The 23540-nt window shown below is 59.8% G+C and carries 20 protein-coding genes; 7 read left to right on the top strand and 13 right to left on the bottom strand.

What is annotated here, in order from left to right; genetic code table 11:
• Positions 1-42 precede the first annotated feature (42 nt).
• The gene (locus ACP7BS_RS13245) at positions 43-1431 is read left to right on the top strand and encodes an MFS transporter (RefSeq protein ID WP_426238474.1); all 1389 of its coding nucleotides are present in this window, start codon (positions 43-45) and stop codon (positions 1429-1431) included.
• 22 nt (positions 1432-1453) lie between these two features.
• Here the strand turns inward: ACP7BS_RS13245 and ACP7BS_RS13240 are convergent, their stop codons facing one another.
• From ACP7BS_RS13240 to htpX, 6 genes are all read right to left on the bottom strand, one after another.
• Positions 1454-1867, bottom strand: a complete 414-nt coding sequence (locus ACP7BS_RS13240; RefSeq protein WP_426238473.1) for a type II toxin-antitoxin system VapC family toxin — start codon at positions 1865-1867, stop codon at positions 1454-1456.
• Entirely contained in the window at positions 1864-2112 is a 249-nt protein-coding gene (locus tag ACP7BS_RS13235; RefSeq protein WP_426238472.1) for a type II toxin-antitoxin system VapB family antitoxin, read from the bottom strand. Before ACP7BS_RS13235 ends, ACP7BS_RS13240 begins: the two co-directional genes overlap by 4 nt.
• An 84-nt stretch (positions 2113-2196) precedes the next feature.
• Entirely contained in the window at positions 2197-3810 is a 1614-nt protein-coding gene (gene purH, locus ACP7BS_RS13230) for a bifunctional phosphoribosylaminoimidazolecarboxamide formyltransferase/IMP cyclohydrolase (RefSeq protein WP_426238471.1), read from the bottom strand.
• 127 nt (positions 3811-3937) lie between these two features.
• Positions 3938-5623: a heparinase II/III family protein gene (locus ACP7BS_RS13225; protein ID WP_426231408.1), complete on the bottom strand. Its 1686-nt coding sequence runs from the start codon at positions 5621-5623 to the stop codon at positions 3938-3940.
• A gap of 204 nt (positions 5624-5827) precedes the next feature.
• Positions 5828-7246, bottom strand: a complete 1419-nt coding sequence (locus ACP7BS_RS13220) for an RsmB/NOP family class I SAM-dependent RNA methyltransferase (RefSeq protein WP_426238470.1) — start codon at positions 7244-7246, stop codon at positions 5828-5830.
• Positions 7243-8205 carry a zinc metalloprotease HtpX gene (gene htpX / locus ACP7BS_RS13215; RefSeq protein ID WP_426238469.1) on the bottom strand — a complete coding sequence of 321 codons (963 nt, stop codon included), beginning with the start codon at positions 8203-8205 and terminating at the stop codon, positions 7243-7245. Before htpX ends, ACP7BS_RS13220 begins: the two co-directional genes overlap by 4 nt.
• Before the next feature lie 69 nt (positions 8206-8274).
• Here htpX and ACP7BS_RS13210 point away from each other — a divergent pair, with 69 nt between their 5' ends.
• Positions 8275-8523, top strand: coding sequence for a DUF1674 domain-containing protein (locus tag ACP7BS_RS13210; protein WP_426238468.1), 249 nt, complete (start codon positions 8275-8277; stop codon positions 8521-8523).
• Positions 8524-8540: 17 nt separating this feature from the next.
• Entirely contained in the window at positions 8541-9041 is a 501-nt protein-coding gene (locus ACP7BS_RS13205; protein WP_426238605.1) for a thermonuclease family protein, read from the top strand.
• A 41-nt stretch (positions 9042-9082) separates the two neighbouring features.
• On the opposite strand, the gene acs is transcribed toward ACP7BS_RS13205, so the two are convergent.
• Complete coding sequence (gene acs / locus ACP7BS_RS13200; RefSeq protein WP_426238467.1) at positions 9083-11032, bottom strand: acetate--CoA ligase; 1950 nt, start codon at positions 11030-11032, stop codon at positions 9083-9085.
• A gap of 235 nt (positions 11033-11267) precedes the next feature.
• Here acs and ACP7BS_RS13195 point away from each other — a divergent pair, with 235 nt between their 5' ends.
• Positions 11268-11966: a DUF1013 domain-containing protein gene (locus tag ACP7BS_RS13195; RefSeq protein ID WP_426231412.1), complete on the top strand. Its 699-nt coding sequence runs from the start codon at positions 11268-11270 to the stop codon at positions 11964-11966.
• A gap of 139 nt (positions 11967-12105) precedes the next feature.
• Here ACP7BS_RS13195 and ACP7BS_RS13190 read toward each other — a convergent pair whose 3' ends face one another.
• Both ACP7BS_RS13190 and ACP7BS_RS13185 read right to left on the bottom strand, forming a co-directional pair.
• Positions 12106-14013, bottom strand: a complete 1908-nt coding sequence (locus tag ACP7BS_RS13190; protein WP_426238466.1) for a propionyl-CoA synthetase — start codon at positions 14011-14013, stop codon at positions 12106-12108.
• Positions 14014-14128: 115 nt separating this feature from the next.
• Entirely contained in the window at positions 14129-14788 is a 660-nt protein-coding gene (locus ACP7BS_RS13185; protein WP_426238465.1) for a YggS family pyridoxal phosphate-dependent enzyme, read from the bottom strand.
• A 209-nt stretch (positions 14789-14997) separates the two neighbouring features.
• On the opposite strand from ACP7BS_RS13185, the gene leuS reads away from it, so the two are divergent.
• From leuS to holA, 3 genes are read left to right on the top strand one after another with little or no spacing between them, the layout of a single operon-like run.
• On the top strand, positions 14998-17628 hold the full coding sequence (gene leuS / locus ACP7BS_RS13180) for a leucine--tRNA ligase (RefSeq protein ID WP_426238464.1): 2631 nt from the start codon (positions 14998-15000) through the stop codon (positions 17626-17628).
• Complete coding sequence (lptE, locus tag ACP7BS_RS13175) at positions 17615-18148, top strand: LPS assembly lipoprotein LptE (protein ID WP_426238463.1); 534 nt, start codon at positions 17615-17617, stop codon at positions 18146-18148. The genes leuS and lptE overlap by 14 nt, the downstream gene beginning before the upstream one ends.
• A gap of 25 nt (positions 18149-18173) precedes the next feature.
• Positions 18174-19208 (top strand): DNA polymerase III subunit delta, encoded by a 1035-nt coding sequence (holA, locus tag ACP7BS_RS13170; RefSeq protein WP_426238462.1) that lies wholly within the window; start codon positions 18174-18176, stop codon positions 19206-19208.
• Between the two features lie 55 nt (positions 19209-19263).
• On the opposite strand, the gene ACP7BS_RS13165 is transcribed toward holA, so the two are convergent.
• From ACP7BS_RS13165 to mnmG, 4 genes are read right to left on the bottom strand one after another with little or no spacing between them, the layout of a single operon-like run.
• Complete coding sequence (locus tag ACP7BS_RS13165; RefSeq protein WP_426231418.1) at positions 19264-20151, bottom strand: ParB/RepB/Spo0J family partition protein; 888 nt, start codon at positions 20149-20151, stop codon at positions 19264-19266.
• Positions 20152-20196: 45 nt separating this feature from the next.
• Positions 20197-20991, bottom strand: coding sequence for a ParA family protein (locus ACP7BS_RS13160; protein ID WP_426238461.1), 795 nt, complete (start codon positions 20989-20991; stop codon positions 20197-20199).
• 14 nt (positions 20992-21005) lie between these two features.
• Positions 21006-21644, bottom strand: a complete 639-nt coding sequence (gene rsmG / locus ACP7BS_RS13155; RefSeq protein WP_426238460.1) for a 16S rRNA (guanine(527)-N(7))-methyltransferase RsmG — start codon at positions 21642-21644, stop codon at positions 21006-21008.
• Complete coding sequence (gene mnmG, locus ACP7BS_RS13150) at positions 21641-23524, bottom strand: tRNA uridine-5-carboxymethylaminomethyl(34) synthesis enzyme MnmG (RefSeq protein ID WP_426238459.1); 1884 nt, start codon at positions 23522-23524, stop codon at positions 21641-21643. Before mnmG ends, rsmG begins: the two co-directional genes overlap by 4 nt.
• Positions 23525-23540: the final 16 nt, after the last annotated feature.

Genomic DNA, 23540 nt, shown 5'->3' with positions numbered 1-23540 from the left:
ACTGTCCGCGCCAGACGGGGCGGACAGACGGTGGAGAATCAGGTGAGCAGCATCTCGGCGGAGGCTGGCGACGAGCCAAAGGTATCGCGCGCCGGCCTCGGCGGCTGGATGCTGTTCGACTGGGCAGCACAGCCGTTCTTCACGGTGATCATCACCTTCATCTTCGGCCCTTATTTCGTATCCCGTCTCACCGACGACCCGGCTCACGGTCAGGCCATGTGGGGCTATACCCTGACCATCTCCGGCATCGTCATCGCGATTTTGTCGCCGGTGCTCGGCTCGATCGCCGACCAGACCGGCGCGCGAAAACCCTGGATCGCCTTCTTCGCCGTCATCAAGATCGTCTCCCTGGCGCTGCTGTGGTTTGCCGTGCCGGGATCATCGATAATCTATCCCTTCATCTTCATCATCCTGGCGTCTATCGCTGCGGAATTCTCGATCGTTTTCAACGATTCGATGATGCCTCGGCTGGTCGGCGAAAAGGAGATCGGGCGGATCTCCAACATGGCCTGGGGGCTCGGCTATCTCGGCGGCATGATCGTGCTGATCGCCGTCGTGACGCTTCTGGCCGGAAATCCGGATGGCAAAACACTTCTGGGAATGGATCCGCTGTTCGGACTTGATCCGGCGACCGGCGCCGACGCCCGGGTGACCGGGCCGATCTCGGCCATCTGGTATCTGGTCTTCATCCTGCCGATGTTCCTGTTTACCCCGGATGCCCACAAGGCAGCGATGCCGGCGGCGGCCGCTGTGCGCAGCGGCATTGCCGAGCTGCGCCACACGATCGGGGAACTGCGGCAACGCTCCGGCATTCTCCGCTTTCTGATCGCCCGGATGATCTTTCAGGATGGGGTCAACGGCCTCCTGGCACTAGGCGGCACGTTCGCGGCCAGCATGTTTGCCTGGCAGACCGTCGAGCTTGGCGTCTACGGCATCATTCTCAATGTCGTGGCCATCGGCGGATGCCTTTATGCCAGCCGGCTGGATGCAAAACTCGGCTCAAAGGTGATCGTAACCGCCAGCCTGATCTGCCTGACCATCGCCACCCTCGGCATCGTCTCGACCGGCCCCGGCTATACCTTGTTCGGCCTGCTGCCGCTGCCGACCACCGATGCCGGTGGGCTTTTCGGCACGGCTGCGGAGAAAGCCTATATCGTCTTCGGCCTTTTGGTCGGGATCGCATTCGGCCCGGTCCAGGCCTCCTCCCGCTCCTATATGGCGCGCAGCGTCAGCCCCGAAGAGGCGGGCCGCTATTTCGGCATCTATGCCCTCTCCGGGCGCGCCACGACCTTCATGGCCCCCGCTGCCGTTGCCACCGTTACCCTGATGACCGGCTCAGCCCGCATCGGCATGATGGCCCTGGTGGTCTTCCTGGCCGTCGGCTTGCTGATTCTGATCCGCACGCCTTATCCGGCGAATAAACCCGTCTGAGCCAAGGGACAGACGATGAAGGTCAGAAATCCCACGGGGAAATCAGTGACAGCCCAGTTGTGCGAAAATCGGCAAGATTGCGGGTGGCCAAACGACCACCATTGACGCGGGCGATGGCCGCAATCATCCCATCCGGGGCCGACATGCCAAGGCCCTGACGGGATGCAGTGCCCATGATCTCGCCATAGGCCATGGCCGCCTCCTCGGTTAGACCGAATATCCGATCTGAAAAACGCCGCCGCCAGTCGCTTAAACCTTGTTCCAGCGACACGGCGCGCTGATCAGGTGAGATCTTCCGGATGCCAAAGGCAATTTCAGCAATAGTCACAGTTGGGAGCGCGAGTTCCGCGTCATGACGCACCAGCCATGCGATCACGGCTTCTGACGGCGATTTTCGCAGGGTTTCAGAGACGACATTCGTATCGAGGAAAATCAAAGCGCAGGTCCAGCGTGGATCGTCCGGCTTTCCCTAATCACTGCGTCAAGGTCGATATCCGTACCATGATCTTTCGATAGCCGGACGTAAAAGGCAGCAGCAGGCTCACGGCCCGTCTCGCGGCTCTCATAGGATTCCAGCGCCCGCTCAACAATCTCGGCGATCGAACGGTTCTCGCGCCGCGCAAGCCGGTGCGCGAGATCGCGTGCTCTTGCGCTGCGCACAGAGAGTTGGGGTTCCGCCATATTGAAGCTCCTTTGCCCAAAAATATAGGCCAAAATGCACCTGCCATCAAGATGGCAGGTGCTGGCTTGATGGCAAGGTTGGCCTCAATGCCGGAAATGGCGCATGCCGGTGAACACCATCGCCACCCCTGCCGCGTCGGCGGCGGCGATGACTTCCGGGTCGCGCATCGAGCCGCCCGGCTGGATAACGGCGGTGGCGCCGGCAGCGATCATCGACAACAGGCCATCGGCAAACGGCAGGAAGGCTTCCGATGCCACAGCCGAACCGCGTGTAAGCGGCGCGGCAAGACCGAGCGCCTTGGCGGCTTCTTCGGCTTTCAGCGCTGCAATGCGGGCCGAATCGACACGGCTCATCTGACCCGCACCGATGCCGACGGTCTGGCCGTCCTTGGCATAGACGACGGCGTTGGATTTGACATGTTTCGCCACCTTGAAGGCAAACTTCATGTCTTCCAGCTCCTGCGCCGTCGGCGCGCGCTTGGTAACGACCTTCAACGCGAGATCCTCGACCATGCCATTGTCACCCGTCTGCACCAAAAGGCCGCCGGCAACCGTTTTTGCCGTCAGGCCAGGTATGCGCGGATCGGGCAGGGCGCCGGTGATCAAGAGGCGCAGGTTGGGCTTGGCGGCGATCACCACCTTGGCGATGTCGCTGACCGACGGAGCGATGATGACCTCGGTGAAGAGCTTGACGATTTCTTCGGCCGTCGCGCCATCAAGCTCCTGATTGAGCGCGATGATGCCGCCGAATGCCGAGGTGGAATCGCAGGCCAACGCACGCTCATAGGCTTGAAGCAGGGTGGCGCCGGTGGCCACGCCGCAGGGATTGGCATGCTTGATAATGGCGACGGCAGGCGATGTAGCAGCCGGGAACTCGGCGACCAGCTCGAAGGCGGCGTCGGTATCGTTGATATTGTTATAGGACAGCTGCTTGCCCTGCAAAAGGGTCGCAGTCGCGACGCCTGGGCGGTTCTCGCCGGTGATGTAGAATCCGGCTTTCTGATGCGGGTTTTCGCCGTAACGCATCTCTTCCTTCAGCACACCGCCGATGGTGCGGTGAAGCGGCATCGGCGTATCCAGCACCTCGGCGAACCAGCCGGAAATGGCGGTGTCATAGGCGGCCGTGCGGGCATAGGCCTTGGCGGCCATTTTCTGGCGGAAGGCGAAGGATGTGGCGGCACCGCTGCCAAGCTCGTTCAGCAGAGCTGAATAGTCCGTCGCGTCGGTGATGACGGTGACATAGGCGTGGTTCTTGGCCGAAGCGCGGATCATCGCCGGGCCGCCGATATCGATATTCTCCACCGTCGTCGGGTAATCGCCGCCCTTGGCGCGCACATCCTCGAACGGATAGAGATTGATAACGGCCAGATCGATGCCGGTAATGCCGTGCGTCACCATCGCCTGGACATGATCTTCGTCGTCACGGATGGCCAGAAGGCCGCCATGCACGCCGGGATGCAACGTCTTGACCCGGCCATCCATCACTTCGGGAAAACCGGTGAGTTCGGAGACGTCGGTCACCGGCAGGCCGGCATCGGCAAGCGCCTTGTGGGTGCCGCCGGTCGAGACCAGGTGAACGCCCTTGTCATGCAGGGCGCGTGCCAGATCGACGATACCGGTCTTATCGGAGACGGAGAGCAGGGCGGTGCGGACAGTGACCTGATCCGGGGCGGGAATCTTCTTGGAGGCGACAGCCATCATCAAGCTCCTTGGTAGGCGCCGGATAATCGGGAGGGACTTCCGGCAAATGTCCGCCTGCCGTTATCACAGCTTTCCACGCGAAGAAACCGCAGTCACGGCGGCGAGGCCCCCAACGGTACGATTGTCATGCTTCGCGCGAAAAAATCCATTGGATTTCCGGCTGGGACCCCACGGTGAAGGTGACTGTCAACTGCGAGGATTTCCGAACCCCAGAGGGGTCGGCAAAGAAAATGTCTTCCTCGATCACCACTGGGGCATCGCGGCAGGTAAACAGCCAGACTTCGCCGTCTGGAGCGCTGAGATAGACCTCATGGGCGCTATGCTGCCGGATACCGATCGATGGGTGAATATGAAACCGCGCAACGGCGGCGGCGCTATTGGTTTCTGCCGGTTCCGAACCGTCCGGCTGAAACAACCGGTCGCGGCCGCGGACTGCATTGGCCTGAGCGTTGATGCTGACGTCGCGCTCGTGCAGCAGGCCAAAGGCCTGGGCGTAACCGTCATGGCTGGCGATGACGGCATCCGGCTGACCGGCACGTTCCTCACGGCGCACTGTGACCTTGGAGACGCCACCGGTGACGATGGGGCCGAGAAAACCGGACTGTGACAGGCGCGACGACGAGCGATCGTTGATCGTCACGGTCGAATGGGCTGCAGTCGAACGCGCCAGCTGGCGGAACCGTTCGCCGGCAAACTTTGGTGAGCCGGAGTTGATGACGAACCGGTGGCGGCCCGACGACATTTCGAACGCCAGGCAACCGGCATGCGCCGTGCGCGACAATTCCGGCGACAGGGGCTTGCCGGTATCCATGATGACAACGACATTATTGTGCGCCAGCCGCTCATACTGAAGATGCGGTAACGCCTTGAACGGTGCACCGGCGGTCTCATCATACCGCAGGACCGCCATCAGCTCATTGGCCAGCGTCGAGGTGGCGCCGTTGAAAAGAGCAAGCTCTCCACCCTCATGACGGAAGAACCGGAGCGCTGGATACATCCGGTCAATGCACGGGATGAGCTTGGCCGGCACCTCATGACCGAGATTGACATAGGTCTGGCGCAGCGGAAGCAGATCGATCAGCAATTCCAGGCCCGTGCGCGGGTTACGCGAGCTATGGCCGCCATCGGGTAGAATCTGCCGGTCGAGCTCCACATCGAGATTGCGGGCAGCTTTGCGGATCGTCGCTTCGGACGCCGGCATCGCAACCGAGGCCATGGCAAGCGCGATACGCGCCCGCAACCGTGCCTCGCCGTCACAGGTCGTGTCGGTGATATGGCGCAGATAGCGGACCTGGAAAGCCAGGCTTTTGAGAAAGCGCCGGTAGAACGGATGCTCGGCATTGCGCAGAATGATCGGCGAATGCGAGAGCCATGCAATCAGGCGTTGGGAAATGATATCCGCTTCCCAGGCAATACCGCCGATAGCACGCCCATGCGTGACGATCCAATCATTGACGATATGCCGCAGATGCGCGAAGGCATCATCATCCTTGACCGTGCGCATATGCCGGACCCAGCCGAAGGAATGCAACCTTACGGCGAATTCATGTGAAGGCAGATCCATCTCGAAAGGCGATTCGCCCGCCGATTCAAGCACGCGGCCGGCCAACGGAAAACGCCCTTGCAGGATTTCCTGCGCAACGAAGGGATCGATGGCGCGCAAGTCCGTCGGCGCCACGATCAGACGGTCCGGCGTCGTTCCGGTAAAACGGAAGGCGGTGTTGCGGCCCAAGGCAAGGCGGCGCGAGAAGCGGCGCCAGCCTTCACGCGCATACAGATAGAGAAGCCTTTGCCGGTCTGAAATCTGCATTTTCGACGCCTGCGCGTCTCCCTACTCCCGAACTGCAGCATGCGGCATTGAAACCGCAGTGACTGCTGTCCGTATCGGATACTATCAGAACACGATCGTGCCTGAAAAATCGTTAAACTTTTATAGATCGTACCTGTATTGTTTAGGGAAACGCGCATGGAGCGTCAATTGACGCTCACTATGAGCCTGTTGACAGAGATGTGGCTAAATCTTGCGACGCAGGACGACGGCATAGAAACCGTCCAGGCCCCCGGCAAAACCATCCTGCGGATCGATCATCGCCGGTGTCGTGCGAAACTCGCCATGCGGCGTCACCGCATTTTCCAGACCGGGCCAGTCCGCCGCCTTGATCGCCACCCGTTCGCAATTGCCATCGGCCAAAACGCGTTCCGTAACGGCTTCACCTTCCCGCATATCGAGCGAGCAGTTGGAAAAGACCACCAGACCGCCGGGCTTCACCAGCGTCAATGCGTGGCGCAGCAGCTTTTCCTGCAGCACGGCGAGCTTTTCGATATCTTCCGGCCCCTTGGTCCAAAGCACGTCCGGATGGCGGCGGATTGTGCCGGTCGATGAACAGGGCGCGTCCAGCAGCGCGGCATCGAACAGCTCTTCGGTGCGGAAATCAGCCATGTTGATTTCCTGGGTCACCGCTTCCAATTCCAACCGGGCAAGATTGCCCTGAAGCCGCTTGAGACGGCTGGCCGATTGATCGAGCGCAGTAACGTCAGCACCTGCAAGAATGAGCTGCGCCGTCTTGCCACCGGGTGCGGCGCAAAGATCGATAACGCGTTTGCCAGTGAGAGAACCGAAAAGCTTGGCGGGGAGCGCAGCGGCAGCATCCTGCACCCACCATTCGCCATCATCAAAGCCGGCAAGCGATGGCACGGCGCCGGAAAACCCGGCAAGACGGATGGAACCGGTCGGCAGGAGGCGGCCGTTCAGCCGTTCAGCCCAGCCCTCGGGGTCGGATTTCACCGTCAGGTCGATAGCGGCCGGGGTCAGCAGCGCTGCCGCGATGCGGGCTGCTTCGTCGGCACCGTAATAGGTGACCAGCCTTTTGTGGAACCAGACAGGAATTGCCGGGACTTTTTCGCCGACGCTCTCCAGCAGATCCTGTTTTTCGCGGGACATGCGGCGCAGCACGGCGTTGACGAGGCTGGCAAAGCGCTTGTTGCGCGGATCGATCTGTGCCTGCTCGACCGCGAGATCGACAGCGGAATGATCGGGAATATCGAGATAGAGGATCTGGGCGGCGGCGACTGTCAGAACATGATCGAGCGCGCGGGCGCCTTCCGGCAAGGGGTTCTGCAATAGCGAGCCTATCATCGCCTCGATCCGGGGCAATTGCCGCAGCGCCGAATTCAGGATCGCCCGAACCAGCGCCCGGTCGGCCTCGTTCAGTTCGCGGTAGACCGGATTGCCATTGCCTGCATCCAGCATACCGTCCAGCGAAGTCTTGCGATCAACGACAGCCGCGAGCATCTTGGCAGCCGCCTGCCTCGCCCGGATTCCGGGCTTGTCACTGCGTTCAAACGCCGGATTTTCAGCACCTTGGCCGCGCGAACGGGCAGGGCGGTTGTTTCGTTTCGGATGCGAAGCGGTTTTATTTTCGTCAGACGTCAAGACCAGGGACCTTTTTTCGGTGGTTCGGAACCACCGCGACCCCAGCCTGTCGGCGGCACGGAGCGCGATTTGCGCACGGGATTATCAGCCCTGACCGGCGGCGTCGAGACCGGCTTCATCTCTTGGGCCATCTGTTGCAGTGCCGCGATGCGGTTTTCCGTTGCCGGATGGGTGGAGAACAGGTTGTCCATCCGCTCGCCAGACAGCGGATTGATGATGAACATGTGCGCTGTGGCCGGATTGCGCTCGGCTTCGGCATTCGGCACCTGATGCGCGAAATTCGAAATCTTGGCCAGCGCCGAAGCCAGCGCCAGCGGCTTGCCGCAGATTTCCGCACCGCGCCTGTCAGCTGAATATTCGCGCGTCCGGCTTATCGCCATTTGCACGATGGCAGCCGCAAGCGGCGCGACGATCATCGCCACCAGCACGCCGATGAAACCGAGCGGATTGTTGTTTTCACGATTGCCGCCGAAGAAAAAGGCGAAATTGCCAAGCATCGAGATCGCCCCGGCCAGCGTTGCGGTCAGCGTCATCGTCAGCGTATCGCGGTTTTGAACATGGGCGAGTTCATGGGCCATCACGCCTGCGACCTCATCATAGGACAGTGCATTGAGCAGACCTGTGGAGGCGGCGACCGCAGCGTTTTCAGGATTACGGCCCGTCGCGAACGCATTCGGCTGCGGATTATCGATCACGTAAACCTTTGGCATCGGTAAGCCGGCATTGGCAGCCATGTCGCGAACAATACCGTAATATTCGGGCGCCGTGTGCTCGTCCACCTCCTGTGCACGATACAAGCGCAGCACCATCCTGTCGGAGTTCCAGTAGGAAAAGAAGTTCATTCCGGCGGCAACGATGAGGGCGATCATCATGCCGCTCTTGCCGCCGATCAGAAAGCCTACCGCCATGAACAATGCGGTCATGAAGGCCAAAAGCATCGCGGTGCGCATCAGGTTCATCCGTCAGATCTCCAAAGTTGCCGATGTTTCACGTGAATCATGGGTTTCGCTTGAACAAAGGTTTCCTATATGATGGGGACATTAGGCGCATTCTTCAACTTTTTCGCGGAAATTCCCATGGAAAACGACAACGACAATTCGGCACTGGAGCCGCGCAAACCCCTTTCGCCGGCGGCAAAGCGCGCGCTGGCCGAGGCTGATGAACGCCGCAAGGCGCAGAAGCCCATTGAGCTTCCGGAAGAACTCGGCGGCCGTGGCGGCGCAGAACCTTCGCGTTTCGGCGACTGGGAGATCAACGGACGGGCAATCGACTTCTAAGGAAATAATTCCTGTTGATGTTTCGTCTTGGACGGTATATTTTCCTATTCATGATGGTTCGCTTCCTGACGCCTGCAGTTGCCGCTCTCACGGTCGTGTCCCCGCCCACGGTTTCGCATTCGTCCAAATCCGGCAAGCGAATGGAAATAGCCGGGCCGGTGACGGCAGAGGTCATCCGCGTCATCGATGGCGACACGATCCTGGTGGCGGCAAAACCCTGGCCGCAACAGACTATGGAAGTCTATGTGCGGCTGCGTGGCATCGATGCGCCGGAGCTGAAATCGGCCTGCGCGTCTACCCGCGATGCGGGCAAACAGGCGCGGGCAGCGCTTGCCAGCCTGACAAGCGAGCAGGGCGAAATCCAGCTAACGCATATTTCCGGCGACAAGTATTTTGGCAGGGTGGTGGCCGATATCAGCTTTTCCGATGGGCGGAATCCGGCTCACGAAATGCTGTCGGCGGGTTACGTCTCGCCTTATGACGGCGGACGCAAGTCGAATGCCTGCTCTTCCTGGTAGGTATGACCGAGCCATCCGGACGCCGAATGGCTCGGCACCTGTTACTTCTTGTTCTGCCGGTTGGCGATCAGGTCGTCGACAACGGCGGGATCGGCGAGCGTCGAGGTGTCGCCGAGCGAACCGAAATCGTCCTCGGCGATCTTGCGCAGAATGCGGCGCATGATCTTGCCGGAGCGGGTTTTTGGCAGGCCGGGAGCGAACTGAATCTTATCCGGCGAGGCAATCGCGCCGATTTCCTTGCGGACATGGGTCACCAGGGCCTTGCGCAGATCGTCCGAGCCGGTCTGGCCGACCATCAGCGTCACGTAGCAATAGATGCCTTGTCCCTTGATATCGTGGGGATAACCGACAACGGCAGCTTCCGACACCGAATCATGGCTGACCAGCGCCGATTCGACTTCTGCCGTACCCATGCGATGGCCCGAGACATTGAGGACATCATCGACGCGGCCGGTGATCCAGTAATAGCCGTCATCATCGCGGCGGCAGCCATCGCCGGTGAAATATTTGCCCTTGTAGGTGGCGAAATAGGTCTGGATGAAGCGCTCGTGATCGCCATAGACGGTGCGCATCTGGCCGGGCCAACTGTCGGTGATGCAGAGATTGCCGTCGGCAGCACCCTCGATCACCTTGCCTTCGCCATCGACCAGCTGCGGCTGCACACCAAAGAAGGGGCGAGTGGCCGAGCCTGGCTTCAACGCCGTGCCGCCGGGCAGAGGCGTGATCAGGATGCCGCCGGTCTCCGTCTGCCACCAGGTATCGACCACCGGGCAGCGGCCGTCGCCAACGACGTGATAGTACCATTCCCAGGCTTCGGGGTTGATCGGCTCGCCGACGGAACCGAGCGTGCGCAGCGATGTGCGCTTCGAGCGGGTGACGAAGGCATCGCCCTGGCCCATCAGCGCCCGGATGGCGGTTGGCGCGGTGTAGAAGATATTGACCTGGTGCTTGTCGACCACGTCCCAGAGGCGGCCGGCATCCGGATAGGTCGGCACGCCTTCGAACATCAGCGTCGTCGCACCATTGGCCAGCGGACCGTAGACGATGTAGGAATGACCGGTGACCCAGCCGACATCGGCGGTGCACCAGTAGATATCGCCCTCGTGATAATCGAAGACATATTGATGCGTCATCGAAGCATAGACCAGATAGCCGCCCGTCGTGTGCAGCACGCCCTTCGGCTTGCCGGTCGAACCGGACGTGTAGAGGATGAACAGCGGGGCCTCCGCATTCATCTGCGCCGGCGGACAATCGGCTTCGACGGCGGCCACGGCCTGATGGTACCAGATGTCGCGCTCGGAGAACCAGGCGATCTTGCCGGCCGTGCGGCGAACGACAATCACCGACTTGACATCGACGCCGCCACGCTTGGCGATCTCGATGGCCTGGTCGGTATTGGCCTTCAGCGGGATCGGCTTGCCGCCGCGCAGGCCTTCATCGGCGGTGATGACAACGGTGGATTCGCAGTCAACGATACGGCCGGCCAGCGCGTCGGGCGAAAAGCCGCCGAAAACGATCGAGTGCACCGCGCCGATGCGGGTACAGGCGAGCATCGCATAGGCTGCTTCCGGGATCATCGGCATGTAGATGGTGACGCGATCGCCCTTTTGGACGCCGTTTGACTTCAGCACATTGGCGAGGCGGCAGACATGCTCATGGAGTTCCCGGTAGGTGATCTTCTTGTCGTCATAGGGATTGTCGCCTTCCCAGATGATCGCCACCTGGTCGCCGCGCTTTTCAAGATGCCGGTCGATGCAATTATAGGAGACGTTGGTAACGCCATCCTCGAACCACTTGATCGACACATCGCCTTCGAAGGAGGTGTTCTTGACCTTGGTATAGGGTTTGAACCAGTCGATGCGCTTGCCATGTTCGCCCCAGAATGCTTCAGGATCCGCGACGCTTTGCTGGTACCATTCCTGATAGGTCGCATCGTCGATAAGGGCACGTTTCCGGGCGGATTCCAGGATCGGATAGGTTTTGGCAGACATGATGATTTCCTCCCTGCACAGGCAGTTTCAGGCGGCACATCTCCTCGTGCGCACCCGCTTCGGGCGCCATACATATCAGGTCAAGGCACGGCGTCCATTAGACAAAAGGTCATTTATTCAAGAAGAATTGCATTTCTGAGAGGACGAGGGTATAGAGGCGCTAATTTCCCGGAAATTAAGTGGTTACACCCCACGGCCCGCGACACCGGCGCGGACGGACAGAAGGACTATATCCATGGCTCAACAACTGCTTATGCCCAAAGCGACGGCCGTATGGCTGGTTGACAACACTGCCCTGTCGTTCGAACAGATCGCCACGTTCTGCAAACTGCATCCGCTGGAAGTCAAGGCGATTGCCGACGGCGAATCCGCGCAGGGCATCAAGGGCCTCGACCCGATCGCCACCGGTCAGCTGTCGCGCGACGAAATCGCCCGCGCCGAAGGCAATCTGAACCACAAGCTGAAGATTTCCGAACCGAAGGTTCGCGTTCCCGACAACAAGCGCAAGGGCCCGCGCTATACCCCGGTTTCCAAGCGCCAGGATCGCCCGAACGCCATTCTGTGGCTGGTTCGCAACCATCCTGAACTGAAGGACGCCCAGATCTCGCGTCTCGTCGGCACTACCAAGTCGACGATCGAGCAGATCCGCGAGCGCACCCACTGGAATTCGACCAACCTGACGGCGATGGACCCGGTTACGCTGGGCCTCTGCACGCAGATCGATCTCGACCTTGAAGTCGAACGCGCGTCCAAGGGCCGCCCTCTGCCGACCGCAGCCGAACTGGGCGCCACGCTGGAAGCCTCGAAGGAAACGGAAAAGCTGCCATTTTCCTACGAGCGCGAGGAAGAGAAGGAAATCGACGCCGACGCCGTCTTCTCCAAGCTCAAGGCCCTCAAGTCCGATCGCAAGGACGAGGACGACGACACGTTCTGATTGGAGCCTATCGCTTACCACGGCAAAACCCGGATCAGCTTCCGCCGACCCGGGTTTTTTTGCCTCAAAGCAATTCTTCGGAAAAGCTTCTGTTATGTGGCTTGCGCAAGGACTCCGGCTAAGGATTTTCCAAGGCAGATTACACGCCAATCCCGCGCGTCCGCAGAGCCACCGCGATTTCGTCGAGCACAGCCGGATCGTCGATCGTTGCCGGCATCTTCCAGTCCTCTCGATCAGCGATTTTCTGCATGGTGCCGCGCAAAATCTTGCCGGATCGCGTCTTGGGCAGGCGCTTGACGCAGAGTGCCGTCTTGAACGCGGCGACAGGCCCGATGCGGTCGCGGACCAATGCGATAACCTCCCTCTCGATATCTCCTGTTTCACGGGAAACATTGGCATTGATCACCAGAAAGCCGGCGGGCACCTGGCCCTTGATGGGATCGGCGATGCCGATGACGGCGCATTCGGCGACATCGGCATGGCTGGCGCAGATTTCCTCCATCGCTCCGGTGGACAGGCGATGGCCGGCGACATTGATGATGTCGTCGGTTCGCGACATGATGAAGATGTAGCCGTCCTCGTCGATATAGCCGGCGTCTGCGGTGCGATAATAGCCGGGGAACTCGGCAAGGCAGGTGTCGCGAAACCGCTGATCGGCATTCCAGAATGTCGGCAGGCAGCCTGGCGGCATCGGCAGCTTGATGACGACATTGCCGAGCATTCCGGAATCGACGGGATGGCCGGCATCATCGAGCACCTGGACATCATATCCCGGCAAGGGCACGGCGGCGGAGCCATACTTGACCGGCAGCAGACCCAGTCCGATCGGATTTCCGGCAACCGGCCAGCCGGTTTCCGTCTGCCACCAGTTATCGATGACGGGAACACCGAGCTTGTCTTCGGCCCAGACCACCGTGTCCGGATCGGCACGCTCGCCGGCAAGAAACAGCGCCCTGAATTTCGACAGGTCGTGGCGGCGGATGAGATCGCCTTGCGGATCCTCCTTGCGGATGGCACGAAAGGCGGTTGGGGCGGTGAACAGCGTGGTGACGCCATGCTGTTCTATTACCCGCCAATAGGCGCCGGCATCGGGCGTGCCGACCGGCTTTCCCTCATACAGAATTGCGGTGCTGCCGTTCAGCAGCGGGCCATAGACGATGTAGCAGTGACCAACTACCCAGCCTATATCGGACGCTGCCCAGAAGACTTCACCCGGCCTTATGCCGAAGAAATGCTGCATCGACCATTTGAGCGCGACCATGTGGCCGCCATTGTCGCGCACCACCCCCTTCGGCTGGCCGGTGGTTCCCGACGTATAGAGGATATAGAGCGGATCGGTTGCCAGAACCGGGGTGCAGGGGATGGTAACGCCCCGCTGTTTTGCTGAGGCGATAGCTGCGGCAAAGTCGATATCGCGGCCAGCCAGCAGATCGGATGTCAGCGCTTCCCGCTGGAAAACAAGGCAGTGAGCCGGCTTATGCGGGCTGATCTCGATGGCCGCGTCGAGCAAGGGTTTATAAGCGATCGTTTTTCCGCCTTCGATGCCGCAACTGGCCGAGACGACCAGTTTTGCCTCGCAGTCGGTGATGCGCGTCGCCAGTTCGCTCGCCGCGAAACCACCGAAGACGACGGAGTGAACGGCACCGATGCGGGCCGCGGCCAGCATGGCGAACACAGCCTGCGGAATCATCGGCATATAGATGATGATCCGATCGCCCTTGGCGATGCCCAGATCGCGATAGACCGACGCAAGCGCGACGACTTCATCCAGCATCGCGCGGTAGGTCCAATGCTCGATAGTGCCGGTCACCGGGCTGTCGTAAATCAAGGCGTTCTGATCGCCGAGCCCCGCCGCAACCTGGCGATCCAGGCAATTGAAACAGGTATTGGTTTGGCCGCCGGGAAACCAGCGGCCGTAAACGCCCTGGCCGGGATCGAAAACCTGATCGAACGGCCGGAACCAGTCGATCTCGCGCGCCGCGTCAGCCCAGAAGGCTTCCGGATTCTGTTTCCACGCATCGTAAACGCCGGAATAGCTGCTCGCCATTGCCGTCTCCTCCACTCCATACCGGGCGAACCCGGCCTCCGGAAAGGACCATAGGAGATTGACGGCGCCCGGAGAAGCCAGACCAAAGGGTTAGACCCTTTTGAGGGCTGGAAGGTCAGCGCGTTCCAAAGATCGCCGAGCCGACGCGAACGCTGGTGGCGCCGAACTGCACGGCAATATCGAAATCGCCGGACATGCCCATGGAGAGTTTTTTCAGACCGCAGCGTGCGGCAAGCTTGGCAAGAAGCGCAAAATGCGGACCGGGATTTTCATCCGCCGGCGGGATGCACATCAGTCCCTCGACTGGAATGCCGATTGTCTCACGGCACAATGTGACGAAAGCCACCGTATCATCCGGTGCGATCCCTGCCTTTTGCGGCTCAAGCCCGGTATTGACCTGGACATAGAGGCGAACGGGCTTGCCCTGCCGGGCGATTTCCGCAGCAACGGCGCGGGCAATCTTTTCACGATCAATGGTCTCGATAACATCGAACAGAGCCACAGCATCCGCTGCCTTATTGGACTGCAGCGGGCCAATCAGATGAAGCTCAATATCAGCGGATTCCGCTTTCAGCTCCGGCCACTTCCCCTGCGCTTCCTGAACGCGGTTTTCGCCGAAAATCCGCTGCCCCGTCGCGATCACTGGACGGATCGCTGCGGCATCGAAGGTTTTGGAGACCGCAACAAGCGCTGTGGCGCAGGAGGGACGATCAGCGGCATCCTCCGCAGCGCGAATCCGGCTCAGGACATCATTCAACCGTTCTTCCACGCTCATCGCCATCATCTCCAAGTTCCGGCCTGAAGGGCGCAATAGTCAAACTGAATGGGACTGCCAAGTGGTAATCACCCGATGCCAGCCAAACGCCTGAAAGTTTTGCCTCAAAGCCTTCCAAAACTTGACGCTACGCTTGTTTCATGGTGAAGGTCACGCCAAATATCCAGGGGACTGATTTCCCCTCGCCAATTTTCCGGAACATCGATCATATGGCTACCGAACGTTACAATCCGCGCGATTCTGAACCCCGCTGGCAACAGGAATGGGACCGGAACAACGTCTTCACCACCGACAATGACGACCCGCGTGAAAAATATTACGTGCTCGAAATGTTTCCCTATCCGTCGGGCCGGATCCATATGGGCCATGTGCGCAATTACGCCATGGGTGATGTCGTCGCACGCTACAAGCGCGCCCGCGGCTATAACGTCCTGCATCCGATGGGTTGGGACGCTTTCGGCATGCCGGCCGAAAATGCCGCCATGGAGCGCGGCGTGCACCCGGCCGCCTGGACCTATCAGAATATCGCCTCGATGAAGGCGCAGTTGAAGGTGATGGGCCTGTCGCTCGACTGGTCGCGCGAGTTTGCCACCTGCGACGTCGACTATTACCAGCACCAGCAGCACCTGTTCCTGGATTTCCTGGAGAAGGGCCTGGTCTACCGCAAGCAATCGAAGGTCAACTGGGACCCGGTGGACAACACCGTTCTGGCCAACGAACAGGTGATCGACGGCCGCGGCTGGCGTTCCGGTGCCCTGGTGGAACAGCGCGAATTGACGCAATGGTTCTTCCGCATCACCGATTTCAACCAGGACCTGCTCGATTCGCTCGACACGCTGGATCAGTGGCCGGAAAAGGTCCGTCTGATGCAGAAAAACTGGATCGGCCGCTCCGAAGGCCTGACGATCCGCTGGGAAATCGTTCCGGATACGGGTGCGGCTGATGCCGCCGAGGTCGCTGTCTACACGACGCGCCCGGATACGCTGTTTGGCGCGTCGTTCCTGGCGATTGCCGCCGATCATCCGCTGGCCCGCCAGGCGGCTGCAGGCAACCCGGACATCGAAACCTTCTGCGAGGAAACCCGCCGCGCCGGCACGTCGTTGGCAGCGCTGGAGACGGCCGAGAAGAAGGGCATCGACACCGGCATTCGCGTCAAGCATCCGCTCGATCCAAGCTGGGAACTTCCCGTCTACGTCGCCAATTTCGTGCTGATGGACTATGGCACCGGCGCGATCTTCGGCTGCCCGTCGGGCGACCAGCGCGACCTCGACTTCGCCCGCAAGTACGGCCTGCCGGTCGTTGCCGTGGTGATGCCGAAAGACGGCGACGCCGCGAGCTTTGCCATTGGCGATGAGGCCTATGTCGGCGATGGCGTGATGATCAATTCGCGCCATCTCGACGGCCTGACAATTGAAGAAGCCTTTGAAAACGTAGCCTCGGCTCTGGAGCAAGCCTCGATCGGCAATGCACCGCAGGCTGAGCGCAAGGTCAATTTCCGTCTGCGCGACTGGGGTATTTCCCGCCAGCGCTATTGGGGCTGCCCGATCCCGGTCATCCATTGCAACGATTGCGGCGTCATTCCGGTGCCAAAAGCCGACCTGCCGGTCAAGCTTCCCGACGACGTTACCTTCGACAAGCCGGGCAATCCGCTCGACCGGCATCCGACATGGCGTCACGTATCCTGCCCGCAATGCGGCAAAGACGCGCGCCGCGAAACCGATACGATGGATACGTTCGTCGATTCCTCCTGGTATTTCGCCCGTTTCACCGCACCCTGGGAGAAGACGCCGACCAATCCGGCCGCAGTCGATCATTGGCTGCCCGTCGATCAGTATATTGGCGGCATCGAGCACGCGATCCTGCATCTGCTCTATTCCCGCTTCTTTACCCGGGCCATGAAGGCCACCGGCCATGCCGGCCTCGACGAGCCCTTCAAGGGCCTGTTCACGCAGGGCATGGTCGTGCACGAAACCTATAGCCGCGGGCAGGGTGCTCAGCGCGAATGGGTGACGCCGGCTGAAATCATCATCGTCGAGAACGACGGCAAACGGCAGGCGACCCTGATCGAGACCGGCGAGCCGATCACTATCGGCTCGATTGAGAAAATGTCGAAGTCGAAGAAGAACGTTGTCGACCCCGACGATATCATCGCCTCCTATGGCGCTGATACCGCGCGCTTCTTCGTTCTTTCGGACTCGCCGCCCGATCGCGATGTGATCTGGTCGGAAGCCGGCGTCGAAGGTGCCCATCGTTTCGTCCAGCGCCTGTGGCGGCTGGTCGCCGAAGCGTCCGACGCGCTGAAGGCGAGCGAAGCGACGCCCGCGCCGAGCGGTTCGGCATTGGCGATCTCGCAGCTCGCCCACAAGACGCTGAAAGCCGTTCAAGCGGATTATGACAAGCTCGCCTTCAACAAGGCCGTGGCGCGGCTCTATGAGCTCGTCAATGCCCTTGCCAATCCTCTGACGCAGGTTGCGGCCGGAACGGCGGATCAAGCGACGACGGCTGCCGTCAAGGATGCCGTGTCGATCCTGATCAGCCTTGTTGCCCCGATGATGCCGCATCTGGCCGAGCAGTGCTGGCAGGAGATTGGCGGAACAGGCCTGGTCGCTCAGACCGCTTGGCCAGTCTACTCAGAAGCGCTGGTGGCCGAAAACGAAGTGACAATGCCTGTGCAAATCAACGGCAAGAAGCGCGCTGATTTGACAATTGCGCGCGATGCGGATCAGACTGCAATCGAGAGCGCCGTTCTGGCGCTTGAGCCCGTCAAGACCGCATTGAACGGACAAAGCCCTAAGAAGATCATCGTCGTGCCGCAGAGGATCGTGAATGTCGTTGTCTGAAAAAGCTCAAAGATACGCGCAGATTCTGGCTTTCGGCACGCTCGCGGTTCTCGCCGGCTGCCAGGTCAAGCCACTTTATTCGGACGGGCCTCAGGGAAAGCCTGCAAAGGCGCTCGCCTCGATCGAGATTTCCGAGGCTGATGACCGTGTCGAGCAGGAAGTACGCAATGCGTTGATCTTCTTGACATCTGGCGGCGCTGGCGAACCGAAGAACGCGCAATACAAGCTGGCTCTGAACGTCACAAGCGAGATTCAGGGCGTTCTGTACGATCAGAATACCACTGACGACGATACCGACACGGCCAGTGCCGCGCGCATTGTGGTCATGGCCGACTATAACTTGACGCGCGCCGATACGGGTGAAACCGTTCGCTCCGGCAATCGCAGTGCTGTTTCGCTGGTCGATTTTCCCGGCCAGGAGTTTTCCAAGGTTCGCGCCAGACGCGATGGCGAAAAACGGGCTGCCAGGGAACTTGCCGAGATCATCCGAGCCGATCTTGCAGCGGCGCTCGGCCGCTGAACGATCAGCGGCTTAAGGTGGCGGTATGACCGAGATCAAATCGCACGAATTCGATCAGTTCCTGCAGCGCCCGCTGCGGGACAATCGTATCTATCTGATCTACGGCCCGGACCGCGGCCTGGTTTCCGAACGCGCGGCGCAAATCGCCGGCAAAAGCGGCGTCGCGCTGGACGATCCATTTTCGTTGATCCGGCTGGATGGCACGGATCTCCAGCAGAGCCCGGGACGGCTGCTGGACGAAGTCAATACGATCGGTCTGTTCGGCGGCGAAAAACTGGTTTGGATCCGCGCGGCGGGAACCGAGAAAACACTCGTCGATAGCCTCACCCTGCTATCAAAGCAGCCTCCGGAGGCGAGCTATGTCATCATCGAGGCAGGGGATCTCAAAAAAGGCACTGGCCTCCGCAAGACCGGGGAAACCAGCCGGTCGGTGATATCGATTGCCTGCTACAGCGACGACGCCCGGGCGCTGAATGCACTTATCGACCAAGAGCTTGGGCTGGAAGGCCTGCGTATATCCCCGGCAGCGCGGGAGCGGCTCAATGAAGCGCTTGGTGGCGACCGGATCGCCTCGCGCAACGAAATCCGCAAACTGGCGCTCTATTGCCGTGGTATGAGTTCGATCGAAGAAGAGCATGTCATGGAAATCGTCGGCGACGCCAGCGCCGTTTCGGTGGACGACGCGATCGATGCTGTTCTCAAGGGCGATGCCGACAGTCTTCAGCACGCCATCCGCAAGATCGTCGCGTCAAAGACCGCTATCTTCCTTGTGCTTCAGGCCTGCCTGAAGCAGTTTCAGCTGCTCGACCTGATGCGGGCTGAGATGGACGAGAAACGGCAGCAACCCAGCCAGGTCGTGGCGACGCTCGGCCGCCATCTGCATTTCCGCCGCAAGCCCTTGATCGAAGCTGCGTTGAAGACATGGACGCTCACGGCGATCCGGCGCGAACTTGGGCGCCTGCAAGCGGCCATTCTGCAAAGCCGCACGCGGCAGAGCCTTGAAGACAGCATCGCCATGCAGACCTTGCTGGCGATTACCTTGCAATCAGCGCGCAGATAGAATTTATCTATCTGACATAATTATATTTTTCTATTTGTTTCGGATCCGAATCGGATTAGCGCCGTTCGAGCAGGCGGCAGATTTCTTCGAGCTGATCGAGCGTCTTGTAGGAAATCCGCAGCTGTCCGCCCGACGCCTTGTGATTGACGGTGACGTCGAGCCCCAGGCTATCGGAGAGGGTGCGCTCCAGCGCCAGTGTATCGGCGTCCTTTTCCTCCTTGGGGGAGGGCTTGCCATAGTTTGGATCGTTCTGGGCGCGAATATCGTTCTGGGCCAGCCGCTCGGTATCGCGCACCGAAAGCCCCTTGGCGATAATAGAGCGGGCCAGCGTGACGGGATCTGAGGTCGGGATCAACGCACGTGCATGACCGGCCGACAGGGTTCCCGACGACAGCATGTCCCGGACGGGCTCCGGCAGCTTCAGCAGCCGCAGACTATTGGCCACATGGCTGCGGCTCTTGCCGATGATTTCGCCGAGATCGTTCTGCGTATAGCCGTGTTCTGCAATCAGCTGATCGTAACCGAGCGCTTCTTCCAGCGGATTGAGGTCGGAACGCTGAACGTTTTCGACGATCGCGATTTCCAGGGCCGTACGGTCGTCGACATCGCGGACGATGACGGGGATATCGGTAAAGCCCGCCAACTGGGCGGCACGCCAGCGGCGCTCGCCGGCGATGATTTCATAGCGTTGATCGGCGATCGTGCGAACGACGACGGGCTGGACGATGCCATGCTGGCGGATAGAGCTTGCCAGATCCTGCAATTCGGCTTCGTCGAAGGTCCGGCGGGGATTGCGCGGGTTGCGGGCGACAAACTCGATCGGAATGCGCCGGTCGGCATTGACAGGCGCTACAGGGCTGCTCGCCTGGAGGGGCTGATCCATCTCGCCGATCAACGCCGCCAAACCGCGTCCCAGTCTTCTTCTCGAATTGTCGTCATTCATCGTTGGTACTCACAGTTATCGTTACGATGTCGAATCGATTGCCGCTCAGGCCGCCTTCCGCAGCCGTTCGCGCTGAATCACTTCGGATGCCAGCTGAAGGTAGGCTTGGCTACCGGCGCATTTCAGGTCATACAGAATGGCGGGCTTGCCATAGGAAGGTGCCTCCGAAACCCGGACATTGCGGGGGATCAAGGTATGATAGACCTTCTCACCCAAATGAGTCCGTACGTCGTTGACCACCTGTTGCGCCAAATTGTTGCGCGAATCGAACATGGTCAGAACGATGCCCTGAATATCCAAGGTCGGATTGACCGAACGGCGGACCTGATCAACGGTCTCCAGCAGCTGGCTCAACCCTTCCAGGGCAAAGAACTCGCATTGCAGCGGCACGAGGACCGAATGCGCTGCGGCCATTGCGTTCATGGTCAAGAGATTGAAGGATGGCGGGCAATCGACAAGCACGTAGGAATAGGCGAGCGCCTCGGGCGAGGCCAACGCCTTGCGCAGCCGGAATACCCGGTCGCTTGCGGCTGAAATTTCCATCTCGACGCCGAGCAGATCCATGGTCGATGGAATGATGGAGAGATTGGGAACAACCGTATCCTGGACGATTTCCGATATATTGTGCGAGCCGATCATCAACTCGTAGGAGGACAGTTTGCGATCACGGCGCTGGATGCCAAGGCCGGTGCTCGCATTGCCCTGCGGATCCAGATCGACGATCAGGACGTTTTCACCGATGGCAGCCAAAGCGGTTGCAAGGTTGATAGCCGTCGTGGTTTTTCCGACGCCGCCCTTTTGATTGGCAATGGTGATGATTCTGTTCTTTTCGCTTCTCATGCCGCATTCCGCCGTTATTGAATTTTCCGCGAAAGATTTGCGATTTCGAGAACCACAGAGTCCGGCTCAACGACGCTTGCATGTTTTAACAGATCAAACTGAAACCGACTAACGGCTTTGTCCACTTCCTGCTGATAATCCCGGCCTTTATGGAAAAATGCCTGTGCTTTGTTGCCTGACGTCATCCAAGGCGCACAATAATCAAGAAGTTGGCTCAAATCGGCAAGCGCTCGGGCGGAGATCGCATCACATTGGGGAATGACACTGACCGCATCCTCGATTCGAATCGGGTGGACGGAGCCACGCGCGCCGGTTTCGCTCAGCGCAACACGCAAAAACGCGGCTTTTTTATTGTTGCTTTCGATCAGATGTACCCATCCATCAGCAAGTTCCGCTAGAAGGATGGCGGTTATGATTCCTGGGAAGCCGCCGCCGCTGCCGAGATCGACCCATCGTTTGGGACCGGGTGACAGCTGAAAAATTTGAACACTGTCGGCGATATGGCGTTGCCATAAATCCGAGAGTGTGGAGGGCGCTACGAGGTTGATCGACTTTGCCCATTTCTGGAAAAGGGCGGCAAAATGTTCGAACCTCTCTGACGTTTCACGTGAAACACGCAATCCGTTCAGCTCACGGGTAGGACTCGCAATCATTGAATCGCCTGCTTAAGATGCTCTGTCTGGCTGTGATTTCCCTTGCGCATATGCGCGAGGATCAGGGATATTGCGGACGGTGTGATTCCGTCTACCTTCATGGCTTGCGCCAGATTGCGCGGTTTGGCAACGCGCAGTTTATGCTTCAGCTCATTTGAAAGCCCAGACAAGACCTGAAAGTCGAAATCCTCCGGAATGACCCTGCTTTCCTCGCTGCGCACGCTGGCAATGTCCGAAGCCTGGCGGTCCATATAAACAGCATAGGTGGCATCGATCTCAAGCGCCTCCGCCAGCTTGCTGTCAATGCCTTCCAATTCCGGCCAAACAAGGCTGAGCGACTGTATGGAATGGTCGGCATAGGAGAGAAGCTCGAACGCTGACCGGCGCTGACCATCGAGGTTCAGTTTCAAACCATGGCTCCGGCCTTCCGTCGGCGTGACCGTCAGCGCCTTCAACAGTTGCCTCTTAGTGTCGATATCATCAACCCATGCGGTGAACTTTGCAGTTCTCTCAGCTGAAACGCACCCAAGTGCCATGGCTTCTGGGGTCAACCGGACATCGGCATTGTCTGCCCGCAGTGATAGCCGGTACTCGGCACGCGATGTAAACATCCTGTAGGGTTCTGCCACGCCACGCGAGGTAAGATCATCGATCATCACCCCGATATAGGAATTGGTGCGGCTAAACACATGCGGTGTATTGCCCGCGCAGAGGAGGGCTGCATTCAGGCCGGCCACCAACCCCTGCGCGCCGGCTTCCTCATAACCTGTCGTGCCATTAATCTGACCCGCCAGAAACAGGCCGGGGATCTTGCGGACTTCCAAGGACAGGGACAATTCGCGTGGATCGACATGATCATATTCGATGGCATATCCCGGCTGAAGGATGGTGACGTTTTCCAGTCCTGGAATTGTTTGAATGAAGGCCTGCTGAACGTCCTCCGGCAGCGAGGTCGAAATACCGTTGGGATAAACCGTGTCGTCATCCAAGCCTTCAAGCTCCAGAAAGATCTGATGGCCGTCGCGTTCGCCGAACTTGACAATCTTGTCTTCGATCGAAGGGCAGTATCGCGGGCCAACGCCTTCGATCTGCCCGGAATACATGGCCGATTTCATGAGATTGTCGGAGATGATCTTATGCGTCGCTTCCGTCGTGCGCGTCACGCCGCATTCAATCTGCCGATTGGCGATGGTGTCGGTCATGAAAGAGAAGGGAACCGGGTCTTCATCAGCACCCTGACGGCCGACCGATTGCCAATCGATGGTCTTGCCATCAAGGCGTGCCGGGGTACCGGTCTTCAATCTGCCAAGCGACAAGCCAAACCGTTCGAGCGTTCCCGATAATCCGAGCGACGGATTTTCCCCAACCCTACCAGCGGGGATTTTGAGGTTACCGATATGGATAAGCCCGCGCAAAAAGGTCCCGGTCGTCAGCACCGCAGCGCCGCAGGAGATCGCCCGGCCATCTGCGAGGATGATACCACTGACGCGACCACCCTGCAGCTTGAGATCAAACGCATCCCCCTCAATGACATCGAGGTTGTCGATCGCCTGGATTTCCAATTGCACCGCCGCGCGATAGAGCTTGCGGTCTGCCTGGGTGCGGGGGCCACGCACGGCCGGACCTTTCCGGCGATTCAATAGGCGAAACTGAATTCCCGCCGCGTCAGCGACGCGACCCATCAGGCCATCCATCGCATCGATCTCGCGCACGAGATGGCCCTTTCCCAAACCACCAATGGCTGGATTGCAAGACATGACGCCAATTGAATCGCGCTTATGCGTTACCAAGGCCGTTTTGGCGCCCATGCGCGCGGAGGCACTGGCCGCCTCGCACCCTGCATGGCCACCGCCAATGACAATGACATCGTAATCGAACATTTTAAACCGTCTCCAT

Origin of the sequence: Pararhizobium sp. DWP1-1-3 (assembly GCF_049896125.1) — a bacterium.
Taxonomy (GTDB): domain Bacteria; phylum Pseudomonadota; class Alphaproteobacteria; order Rhizobiales; family Rhizobiaceae; genus Pararhizobium.
The sequence above is the reverse complement of the archived record's forward strand: the minus strand, read 5'-3'. Positions and strand labels throughout refer to the sequence as shown.